Annotated in this window: 7 protein-coding genes; 4 read left to right on the forward strand and 3 right to left on the reverse strand. The window is 60.9% G+C overall.

The window, feature by feature from the left end; translation table 11 throughout:
• Positions 1-105 precede the first annotated feature (105 nt).
• Together K9857_RS27540 and K9857_RS27545 are read left to right on the forward strand one after the other, a co-directional pair.
• On the forward strand, positions 106-1,065 hold the full coding sequence (locus K9857_RS27540; protein WP_224541281.1) for a tRNA dihydrouridine synthase: 960 nt from the start codon (positions 106-108) through the stop codon (positions 1,063-1,065).
• A 120-nt stretch (positions 1,066-1,185) separates the two neighbouring features.
• Positions 1,186-1,632 carry an Hsp20 family protein gene (locus K9857_RS27545; RefSeq protein WP_150771062.1) on the forward strand — a complete coding sequence of 149 codons (447 nt, stop codon included), beginning with the start codon at positions 1,186-1,188 and terminating at the stop codon, positions 1,630-1,632.
• Between the two features lie 51 nt (positions 1,633-1,683).
• On the opposite strand, the gene K9857_RS27550 is transcribed toward K9857_RS27545, so the two are convergent.
• The 3 genes from K9857_RS27550 to K9857_RS27560 form a co-directional block, all read right to left on the reverse strand.
• Entirely contained in the window at positions 1,684-3,960 is a 2,277-nt protein-coding gene (locus tag K9857_RS27550) for a nitric-oxide reductase large subunit (protein ID WP_224541283.1), read from the reverse strand.
• A gap of 372 nt (positions 3,961-4,332) precedes the next feature.
• A complete protein-coding gene (locus tag K9857_RS27555; RefSeq protein ID WP_224541286.1) occupies positions 4,333-7,611 on the reverse strand; it encodes a PAS domain S-box protein in 3,279 nt (1,092 codons plus the stop codon).
• 65 nt (positions 7,612-7,676) lie between these two features.
• The gene (locus K9857_RS27560; RefSeq protein WP_224541288.1) at positions 7,677-8,567 is read right to left on the reverse strand and encodes a LysR family transcriptional regulator; all 891 of its coding nucleotides are present in this window, start codon (positions 8,565-8,567) and stop codon (positions 7,677-7,679) included.
• A 147-nt stretch (positions 8,568-8,714) separates the two neighbouring features.
• Between K9857_RS27560 and leuC the strand changes: the two genes are divergently transcribed.
• Both leuC and leuD read left to right on the forward strand, forming a co-directional pair.
• Complete coding sequence (gene leuC / locus K9857_RS27565) at positions 8,715-10,133, forward strand: 3-isopropylmalate dehydratase large subunit (protein WP_224541290.1); 1,419 nt, start codon at positions 8,715-8,717, stop codon at positions 10,131-10,133.
• A gap of 10 nt (positions 10,134-10,143) precedes the next feature.
• Positions 10,144-10,788, forward strand: a complete 645-nt coding sequence (gene leuD, locus K9857_RS27570) for a 3-isopropylmalate dehydratase small subunit (RefSeq protein WP_224541292.1) — start codon at positions 10,144-10,146, stop codon at positions 10,786-10,788.
• Positions 10,789-10,838 lie beyond the last annotated feature (50 nt).

Here is a 10,838-nt window from a genome sequence, read left to right on the forward strand (position 1 = left end):
CTTTTGATTTTAAAAGATCGCAGCCTCGTTTCACTCGTCAGCTCCTACACGTTCCCCCCTGAAAACCAGTAAACTGCCCGCCGTTTTTCGTTGAGTGTGTTTTCCATGCAAATTGCTCTGGCACCCATGGAGGGGTTGGTCGACAACATCCTGCGCGACGTGCTGACCCGGGTGGGCGGTATCGATTGGTGTGTGACCGAGTTCATTCGGATCAACGATCAGTTGCTCACGCCTGCCTATTTCCACAAGTTCGGTCCGGAACTGCTGAACGGTGCCCGCACCGCTTCCGGCGTGCCGCTGCGTGTGCAATTGCTCGGTTCGGATCCGGTGTGCCTGGCGGAAAACGCTGCGCTGGCTTGTGAGCTGGGTTCCGAGGTGATTGACCTCAACTTCGGCTGCCCGGCCAAGACGGTGAACAAGTCTCGGGGCGGGGCGGTGCTGCTCAAGGAGCCGGAGTTGTTGAACCAGATTGTCGAGCACGTCCGGCGTGCCGTGCCGGCGCATATTCCGGTGACGGCCAAGATGCGCCTGGGCTTCGACAGCCCGGATGGTTCGCTGGTTTGCGCCACGGCGCTGGCTGAGGGTGGGGCGGAGCATATCGTGGTTCACGCGCGGACCAAGACCGACGGCTATAAGCCGCCGGCGCATTGGGAGTGGATCCCGCGGGTGCAGGACGTGGTCAAGGTGCCGGTGTTCGCCAACGGCGATATCTGGAGCGTCGAGGACTGGCGTCGTTGCCGTGAGATCAGCGGCGTGGAAGACATCATGCTCGGTCGCGGCCTGGTGTCGCGTCCGGACCTGGCCCGGCAAATCGCCGCGGCGCGGGCCGGTGAAGAGGTGGTCGAGATGACCTGGACCGAGCTGCTGCCACTGCTCCAGGACTTCTGGTTGCAGGCCGTGGCGCAGATGACCCCGCGTCAGGCGCCGGGCCGTCTGAAGCAGTGGCTGGCGATGCTGACCCGCAATTATCCCGAGGCTGTTGATCTGTTCAACGTCCTGCGTCGCGAGACCGAGCTGGATCAGGTTTCGCGTTTGCTCGGTTTGCCGGTAGCGCAAGCGGCCTGAAAAAAATCTGCAAAAAATCTCTTGAAATGCAATCAGCGGTCCCTATCTAAGGGTTACGCGATGCCGAATTCGGGTCGCGGAGACGAAAAACTTGCTGATTGTTTTCAGGAGATTTGAACCATGACTACTGCATTTTCCCTGGCGCCTCTGTTCCGTTCCTCGGTGGGCTTCGACCGTTTCAACGACCTGTTCGAAACCGCCCTGCGTAACGAGCCTGGCAGCACCTATCCTCCGTATAACGTCGAAAAGCACGGTGACGACCAATATCGCATCGTCGTGGCGGCAGCCGGTTTCCAGGAAGAAGACCTGGAACTGCAAGTGGAGAAGGGTGTGCTGACCATCAGTGGCGGCAAGCGTGATGCGAGCGAAGGCGTGACCTTCCTGCATCAAGGCATCGCCCAGCGAGCCTTCAAGCTGTCTTTCCGTCTGGCGGACCACATCGAAATCAAGGCCGCGGGCCTGAGCAACGGCCTGTTGAGCATCGACCTGTTGCGTGTGATCCCGGAAGAAGCGAAAGCCAAGCGCATCCCGATCAACGGGGCGCAGAAACCGGCGCTGCAACACTAAGCCGGACAGTAAAAAAGGGCGCCAATGGCGCCCTTTTTTTGTGTCTGTGATTTAGCGTTGTCCGCCGATGTCCAGTGCATCCACCGTACGCGGATGACGGGACGAAAACAGCAGGCCGCCAGCGATTTGCCAGATCACCGCAAACGCGCCGACCAGGAACACGATGTCGCCGAAGGTGCGCACCCAGCGCAAAGTTTGCAGCAGATCCTGCTGCATGAACTCTTCACTGCGGGCATACCACAGGCCCTGGCTGGCGCTGGCGTAGAACTGCAGGATACCGATGGGTAGCAGACTGGTGACGATCATCAGCATCAGGCCGCCGTTGAGCCACCAGAAGCCGGTGTTCATCAGGCGATCGTTGAACTGCAGGTTCGGTCGCAGGTAACGCAGGATCAGCAGGCTGAAGCCCAGTGCCAGCGAGCCATATACACCGAACAGCGCAGCGTGGGCGTGCATTGGCGTGGTGTTCAGGCCCTGGATGTAATACAGCGAAATCGGCGGGTTGATCAGGAAGCCGAACACCCCGGCGCCGAGCATGTTCCAGAACGCGGTGGCGATGAAGAACTGCAATGGCCAGCGAATCCGCGCCATCCACGCCGCACGTTCCTTGAGCCGCCAGTTTTCCCAGGCTTCATAGCCCAGCAGAATCAGCGGCACCACTTCCAGGGCGCTGAAGGTGGCGCCCACCGCCATCACCGGTGTGGTGGTGCCGGAGAAATAGATGTGGTGGAACGTGCCGGGTACACCGCCGAGCATGAACAGCGAAGCCGAACCCAGGGTCGCGGTGGTGGCCAGGCGCTTGGACACCAGGCCCATGCTGGTGAAGATGAACGCCAGCGCCGTGGTGGCGAACACCTCGAAGAAGCCTTCGACCCACAGATGCACCACCCACCAGCGCCAGTACTCCATCACCGACAGGTTGGTGCGCTCGCCATAGAACAGGCCGGCACCGTAGAACAGGCCAATGGCAATCACCGAGCAGGCCAGCAGCGCCAGCAGGTTTTTGTCGCCGGGCTGGCGCAGGGCAGGCAGCATCGCGCGCAGCATCAGGACCAGCCAGAACACGATCCCGGCGAATTTGGCGATCTGCCAAAGACGGCCCAAGTCCACGTACTCATAACCCTGATGACCGAGCCAGAAGCTCCACTCGTGGGGCATCAGTTGCGCGATGGCGAGGAAGTTGCCGGCATAGGAACCGACGACCACCAGCACCAGGGCCCAGAACAGAATGTCCACGCCCAGTTTCTGCCATTTCGGGTCCTTGCCACCGTTGATGAACGGTGCGAGAAACAACCCCGCCGCGAGGAAGCCGGTGGCGATCCAGAACATCGCACTCTGCAAATGCCAGGTGCGGGTCAGCGAATAGGGGAACCACTTCGACAGGGGCAGGCCGTAGAAATCCTGGCCTTCGACCGTGTAGTGCGCGGTCACGCCGCCCATCAGCACCTGGAAGCCGAACAGCGCGCCGACCAGCAGCAGGTATTTGCCCAGGGATTTTTGCGAAGGGGTGAGTCTGATCAGGCTCAGAGGATCCTGCGAGGGAGCCTTGGGTTCGCCTTCTTCGTGGTTACGCAGAAACGCCCAGCCCCAGACCAGGAAACCGATCCCCGCCAGCAACACGACAATGCTGATAATCGACCAGACCATGTTTTCGGCGGTCGGGTGGTTGTCGATCAGCGGTTCATGGGGCCAGTTGTTGGTGTAGGTTGCCGTCTGGCCGTCACGCTCGGTGGCGGCCGCCCAGGCGGTCCAGAAGAAAAACTGCGTCAGCTGCTGGCGCCGGGTGGCGTCGGGCAGGGTGTTTTCCTTCATGGCGAAGCTTTCGCGGCTGTGGTGTAGCGAAGCGTCGTTGCCGAACAGGGCGTGGTAATAGGCGGCGGTTTGCGCGATGGCCTGGATGCGGCGCTCGCTGAGTACCAGTGTGCCGTTGACCGACTTGTTGCCGCGGTATTCACGCTTGAGCTGATGACGAAGCAGGGCTTGCTGGTCGTCATCGATTTGCTGGTATGACTTGCCGTAGTTTTGCTGTGCGGCCAGGTCGAGCCAGGCGAGCAGTTCGCGGTGCAGCCAGTCGGCGGTCCAGTCCGGAGCCTGGTAGGCGCCGTGGCCCCAGATGGAGCCCAGCTGCATGCCACCGATACTCTGCCAGACGGTTTGCCCGTCGAGGATGTCGGCGGAGCGGAACAGGGTGGTGCCGTCGGCGCTTTGCACCTGCTCGGGGATCGGCGGGGCCTGTCGATAGATTTCGTGACCGAACCAGCCCAGCAGGCAGAAGGTCACGCCGAGGACGCCAATCAGCGACCACCATAACTTGCGGTATTCACCCATGGATCACCTCAATATCAAAAAAAAAGCGCCCGCATAACGAGTATGCGGGCGCAGAAAACCCGGCCCTGTGATCGGGAAGAGGAGCCGGGGCGTTGCACAGGAGAATGATCGGCTGCCGTCGATCATTCTTCGGCGGGGCGGAGTGCAAGGCCGCCTGCCGAATGCGTGGCGCCAATGTACGGCGCGGCTGGCGTGGCGTCACTTGTACAGAGGGTCAGCAAGTTCATACACAGGTATGAAAACCGGGCACTCTGTAGGAGCGAGCACGCTCGCGATGGACGTCAACGATGACGCGGGGAGTCTGATTCCCCGCGGTGTTCTGTAGTGCATCGCGAGTGAACTCTCTCCTACAGGGGGAGAGGTGTATCGGGGCTATTGCAACAGCTTCTGGAATTCCTCGACCGGCAACGGCTGGCTATGCAGATACCCCTGATAAAAATGACACCCCAGCCCCTGCAAAAACTCCAGCTGCTCAGGCGTTTCCACGCCTTCGGCAATCACCTTCAATTCCAGGCTGCGGGCCATGGCGACGATGGCGCGGATGATTTCGGCGTCGTTGGGGTCGGTGGTAGCGTCACGGATGAACGACTGGTCGATCTTCAGCGTGTCCACCGGCAGGCGTTTGAGGTAGGTCAGAGAGGAATATCCAGTCCCGAAGTCATCCATCGCAAAACTCACCCCGAGTTTCTTCAGGCGGCGCATCTTGCTGATGGTGTCTTCAAGATTCTGAATGACGATGCCTTCAGTAATTTCCAGCTTCAGCATCGAACTGGGCAGACCGTAATGGGCCAGGCTTTCTTCTATGTGCTCGACGAAATCGTTCTGGCGGAACTGCCGAGGGCTGATGTTCACGCACAGGCTGAAATCATGGGGGTCCACCAGTCCGTTGGCGATCAGGTGCCTGAATGCCTGGCAGGCCTCATCGACGATCCAGGTGCCGACCTCCAGGATCAAGCCGCTGTCCTCCAGCACCTTGATGAACTCGGTGGGCGACTGAGCGCCGAGTTCCGGATGTGTCCAGCGCACCAGTGCCTCGGCCCCGACGATACGGTTCTGCCGGGCATCGAGTTGCGGTTGGTAATGCACGCGAAACTCGCCCCGTGACAGCGCCAGGCGCAGGTCGGTCTCCATGCGCAGCCGCTCGCTCGCGGCCTTTTGCATGGTGTTGTGGTACATCTGCGCGGTGTTGCGTCCCGAGTCTTTGGCCCGATACAGCGCAATGTCGGCGCGCTTGAGTAAATCAGTCGGCGTGGAGCCGTGATCGGGAATCAACGCGATGCCGATACTCGGCGTCACCTGCAGGCGCTGACCGTCGAGGAACATCGGTTCGGACAGCAATTCGCGCAAGGTGTCGGCCAATTCCAGAACCTGGAGGCTGACATCGTTGCGCGAACCTTCCAGCCCGCTGAGCAGCACCACGAATTCGTCACCACCAAGGCGCGCGACGGTGTCTTCCATGCGCACGCTGGCTTCCAGGCGCGCGGTGATGATCTTCAGCACCGTATCGCCCACCGGATGACCGAGGGAGTCGTTGATGTGCTTGAAGTGGTCCAGGTCGAGGAACATCAGCGCGCCGCGCAAATTGTGGCGCTTGAGCAGGGCGATCTGCTGGCTCAGGCGATCCATCAGCAGCGCACGGTTGGGCAGGTTGGTCAGCGGGTCGTGATAGGCCAGATGGCGAATCTGCGCCTCGGCGTTCTTCAGCAGGCTGACATCCCGGGCTGTCAGCAACAGGCACGCGGTTTCATTGAGGGTGATCGGCTCTACCGAGACTTCCACCGTCAGGAGATCGCCGCGCTTGTTACGCCCCAGCATTTCCAGGTGATGAACCCGGCCCTTGATCTGCAATTCCGCCAGCAGCGCCGAACGCTGTTTCTCCTCGGCCCAGATCCCCACTTGATACACCGTGCGCCCGATCACCTCGTCGGCGCGGTAGCCGGTCAGGCGGCAGAAGCCGTCGTTGACCTCCAGATAGCGCCCGGTGTCGCGTTCGGTGATGGTGATGGCGTCAGGGCTGGAGTGGAATGCCTTGGCGAACTTCTCCTCACTGGCCTTGAGCGCCGCTTCCGAACGTTGCTGCTGGGTGATGTCGCGCAGGGTGGTGACGACGCATGGCTGGTCGCCGACGCTGATCTGCCGGCTGGAAATCACGCAGGTCAGCAAATGTCCGTCCTTGTGTTGGACGATGATCGCCACGTTGTTCAGCGCCTGTTCGCGAATCACCTGTTCGATGCGTTGCAGGCTTTTCGCCGAGGCGTCCCACAGGCCGATCTCGTCCGCGTTGCGGCCGATCACGTCGTAGGTGGTCCAGCCGAAAGTCTGGGTGAAGCTGGAGTTGATTTCGATGAACTGGCCGGTGTCCTGGCGCGTCACGCAGATCGGGTCCGGGCTGACCTGGAACAGGGTGGCGAACTTTTCTTCGGACGCCACCAGACGTTGCTCGCGCTCTACCTGGTCGGTGATATCGAGCAGGGTGCCGGCCATGCGCAGCGGCAGGCCGTTTTCATCGCGGTACAGCCGGGCGCGGCTTTCCAGATAGCGGATGCTGCCATCGGGCAGTTGCACGCGATAGGTCAGCTGGTAGTTGCCCGCCGGGCCTTCGCGCAGGCTGCGGTAGGCGTCGCGCATGGTGTCGCGTTCGTTGCCGGGCACACCTTCGAAGAACTCTTCGAACGATTCATGGAAAGGTTTGGCTTCCAGCCCGTGCAATTGCGCCGCGCGAGCCGAGCCGTAGAGCATGCCGCTGGGAATGTGCCAGTCCCAGGTGCCCAGTTGCGCCGAATCCAGAGCCAGGTCGAGGCGTTCCTGGCTGTCTTTGAGGGCCTGTTCGGCGGCCTTGCGTTCAGTGGTGTCGAGAAAAGTACTCAGCAGATAGGGCTGGCCTTCGAGTTCAACATTTTGCGCACTGAGGATGCCGTCGTGAATCTGCCCGTTGCTGGCGCGCAATTGCACTTCCATGCTGATCAGATCGCCCTTGGCCTTGGTGGCCGTGACCAGTGCCGCGCGCTGTTCGGGGTGCACCCACAGGCCCAGTTCCAGGGTGGTACGACCGATGGCCTCCTGAACCGGCCAGCCGAACAGGCTTTCGAAGTACTGGTTGGCTTCGGTGATCAGACCGTCGTCCTGGCGGGTCAGCAGGACCATGTTCGGACACAGGTGAAACAGCGTGGCGAAACGCTTTTCCGAGCTGCTCAGCGCCTGTTCGCGCTGGCGCTGGTGGGTGATTTCACGAATCACCCCGATCATTCGGGGTCGGCCGTTCTTGTCCGGCAGCAGGCTGCCGTTGATTTCCAGCCAGTGCAGGCTGCCGTCGGGCCAGCGGATGCGGTGATGCATTGCCTGTTCCAGCGGCGCGCCGGCGATCACTGCGTGGAAGGCACGAACGGTTTTGGCCCGGTCTTCGGGGGGCAGCAAATCGAGGTATTCCAGATCCGCAGGCAACGGCTGGCGTGGGTCGAAACCGAACAGTGCCTGCGTACCCCGTGACCAACTGATCTGACCGCGCTCGATATCCCAATACCACGCGCCCAAACGTGCGCCGTTCAGGGCAGCCAGCAGTTGCGGGGCACTTTCCCAGCTCTGCTCGGAGCGTTTGGGGTCGAGTGCCTGGATGCGCGGCATGGGCGGAATACGGTCAACAGATTTCGGCATTGGCAAGCCTTGTACTGAAGTGGGCGTTTGTACAGGATTTCGCGGCTCTATAGGAGTAGCACAAGTTAGCCTTGAGTCCCTGGCAGATCGATCTGAGCATCCAGCAAGGCCATGAAGGCCCGTGCAGCGTTCGACAGCGTCCGTTCCGTGTGCAGGATATAGCCTAGCTGGCGCGAGAGCTGTATGCCCGGCAAAGGTACGCGTGCCACTTGATCATCGAGCATGGTCCGCGGCAGGACACTCCAGGCAAGGCCGATGGACACCATCATCTTGATGGTTTCCAGGTAGTTGGTGCTCATGGCGATGTTAGGCGTCAGGCCCTGGGCCTCGAACAGGCGCTGGACAATGTGATGGGTAAAAGTGTTGCCGCCGGGAAACACTGCCGGATGCCCGGCGATGTCCGACAGGCTGATCGCACCGTTGTTGAGCAGCGAATGCTCCGGGGCCACCACGAAATCCAGCGGGTCGTCCCACACCGGCGTGGCCGCGACCAGCGCGTGGGGATCGGGCGCCAGGGTGATGACCGCCAGCTCGGCGCGGCCATGCAGGATCTCTTCATAGGCCACTTCCGAATCCAGGAACTGGATATCCAGGGCCACCTCGGGATAACGCCGGGTGAACTCCCTTAATAAAGGAGGCAATCGATGCAGGCCGATGTGGTGACTGGTGGCCAGGGTCAGACGACCGGTCACCTCGCCGGTGAGGTTGGTCAGCGCACGGCGCGTATCATCAAGGACGTTGAGGATCTGGTAGGCCCGGGGCAGCAGGGCGCGGCCGGCCTCGGTCAGGCCGACTTCACGGCCCAGCCTGTCGAACAGGCGAACCTTCAATTGCTGCTCCAGCCCGGCGATGCGCTTGCTGATCGCCGGTTGGGTCAGGTGCAGGCGTTCACCGGCGCCGGAGAAGCTCCCCGTCTCGGCGATGGCAATAAAGGCATTGAGGTTGGCCAGGTCCATGTTGCATTCCAGTTGGTTATCCAAAGCATAAAAAATATGAATTTGAGTTATTTAATCTAACCCCATAGGATCAGCCTCACAAGCCAAAGGGTTATTGAATCTCTCAAGACCCAGGGCATAGAAACAAGCTGATGAGGAAACCGTCTGATGGCCGGCAAAACGCTCTACGACAAGCTCTGGGATTCGCATTTGGTCAAGCAGCGCGACGATGGCTCTGCTCTGATCTACATCGATCGTCACATCATTCACGAAGTGACTTCGCCGCAAGCCTTTGAAGGCCTGCGTCTGGCAGGGCGCAAGCCATGGCGCATCGATGCCAACATCGCGACCCCGGACCACAACGTACCGACGACACCTGAGCGCAAGGGCGGCATCGAAGCCATTGCCGACCAGGTCTCGCGCCTGCAGGTCCAGACCCTCGACGACAACTGCGATGAATACGGCATCGTCGAATTCAAGATGAACGACGTCCGCCAGGGCATCGTCCACGTCATCGGCCCGGAGCAGGGCGCGACCTTGCCGGGCATGACCGTGGTCTGCGGCGACTCCCACACTTCGACCCACGGCGCATTCGGTGCGCTGGCTCACGGTATCGGCACTTCCGAGGTCGAGCACGTGCTCGCCACTCAGTGCCTGGTCGCCAAGAAAATGAAGAACATGCTGGTGTCCGTCGAAGGCAAATTGCCGTTCGGCGTGACCGCCAAGGACATCGTTCTGGCCGTGATCGGCAAGATCGGCACCGCCGGCGGTAACGGCCATGCCATCGAATTCGCCGGTAGCGCGATTCGTGACCTGTCCGTCGAAGGCCGCATGACCATCTGCAACATGTCCATCGAGGCCGGCGCTCGCGTGGGTCTGGTGGCGGCTGACGAAAAAACCGTGGAATACGTGAAAGGCCGTCCGTTCGCGCCGAAAGGTGCGGAGTGGGATTTGGCGGTTGAAGCCTGGAAAGATCTGGTTTCCGACGCCGATGCGGTGTTCGACACCGTGGTTGAGCTCGACGCGACCCAGATCAAGCCGCAAGTCAGCTGGGGCACTTCGCCAGAGATGGTCCTGGCTGTGGATCAGAACGTGCCGGATCCTGCCAAGGAAACCGATCTGGTCAAGCGCGGTTCCATCGAGCGCGCCCTGAAGTACATGGGTTTGAGCGCCAATCAGGCGATCACTGATATCCAGCTCGATCGTGTGTTCATCGGTTCCTGCACCAACTCGCGGATCGAAGACCTTCGCGCTGCCGCAGTCATCGCCAAGGGCCGCAAAGTGGCCTCGACCATCAAGCAGGCCATCGTGGTGCCGGGCTCGGGTCTGGTGAAGGCTCAGGCGGAATCCGAAGGCCTGGACAAGATTTTCCTCGAAGCCGGTTTCGAATGGCGTGAGCCGGGTTGCTCGATGTGCCTGGCGATGAACCCGGACCGTTTGGAGTCCGGCGAACATTGCGCCTCGACGTCCAACCGTAACTTCGAAGGCCGTCAGGGCGCCGGTGGTCGTACCCACCTCGTCAGCCCGGCCATGGCCGCCGCCGCGGCAGTGAACGGTCGTTTCATCGACGTCCGCGATTTGATCTGAGGAGCGCAGCATGAAAGCTTTTACCCAGCACACTGGACTTGTCGCGCCTCTGGATCGTGCCAACGTCGACACCGACCAGATCATCCCGAAGCAGTTCTTGAAGTCGATCAAGCGCACCGGTTTCGGCCCTAACCTGTTCGACGAATGGCGTTACCTGGATGTGGGCCAGCCTTATCAGGACAACTCCAAGCGCCCGCTGAACAAGGACTTCGTCCTCAATGCCGAGCGTTATCAGGGCGCCAGCGTATTGCTGGCCCGTGAGAACTTCGGTTGCGGCTCCAGCCGTGAGCACGCGCCATGGGCCCTGGAAGAATACGGTTTCCGCAGCATCATCGCGCCGAGCTACGCCGACATCTTCTTCAACAACAGCTTCAAGAACGGCTTGCTGCCGATCATCTTGAGCGACGAGGAAGTCGATGAACTGTTCAAGCAGGTCGAGGCGGACCCGGGCTATCAGTTGCAGATCGATCTGCAAGCCCAGACCGTGACCCGTCCGGACGGCAAGGTTCTGACGTTCGAGATCGATGCGTTCCGCAAGCACTGCCTGCTCAATGGTCTGGACGATATCGGTCTGACCCTGCAGGACGGTGATGCGATTGCGGCGTTCGAAGCCAAGCACCGGGCCAGCCAGCCTTGGTTGTTTCGCGACGCTTGATTTTGCGTAAGACGTAATGACGCCTTCGCGGGCAAGCCTCGCTCCTACAG

Source organism: Pseudomonas sp. REP124, assembly GCF_020164475.1.
In the GTDB taxonomy this organism is placed as follows: domain Bacteria; phylum Pseudomonadota; class Gammaproteobacteria; order Pseudomonadales; family Pseudomonadaceae; genus Aquipseudomonas.

Coding starts and splice junctions, on each gene's coding strand:
- K9857_RS27560 (WP_224541288.1), bottom strand. CDS start 8,567: ATGGACCTGGCCAACCTCAATGCCTTTATTGCCATCGCCGAGACGGGG.
- K9857_RS27550 (WP_224541283.1), bottom strand. CDS start 3,960: ATGGGTGAATACCGCAAGTTATGGTGGTCGCTGATTGGCGTCCTCGGC.
- K9857_RS27540 (WP_224541281.1), top strand. CDS start 106: ATGCAAATTGCTCTGGCACCCATGGAGGGGTTGGTCGACAACATCCTG.
- K9857_RS27555 (WP_224541286.1), bottom strand. CDS start 7,611: ATGCCGAAATCTGTTGACCGTATTCCGCCCATGCCGCGCATCCAGGCA.
- leuC (WP_224541290.1), top strand. CDS start 8,715: ATGGCCGGCAAAACGCTCTACGACAAGCTCTGGGATTCGCATTTGGTC.
- leuD (WP_224541292.1), top strand. CDS start 10,144: ATGAAAGCTTTTACCCAGCACACTGGACTTGTCGCGCCTCTGGATCGT.
- K9857_RS27545 (WP_150771062.1), top strand. CDS start 1,186: ATGACTACTGCATTTTCCCTGGCGCCTCTGTTCCGTTCCTCGGTGGGC.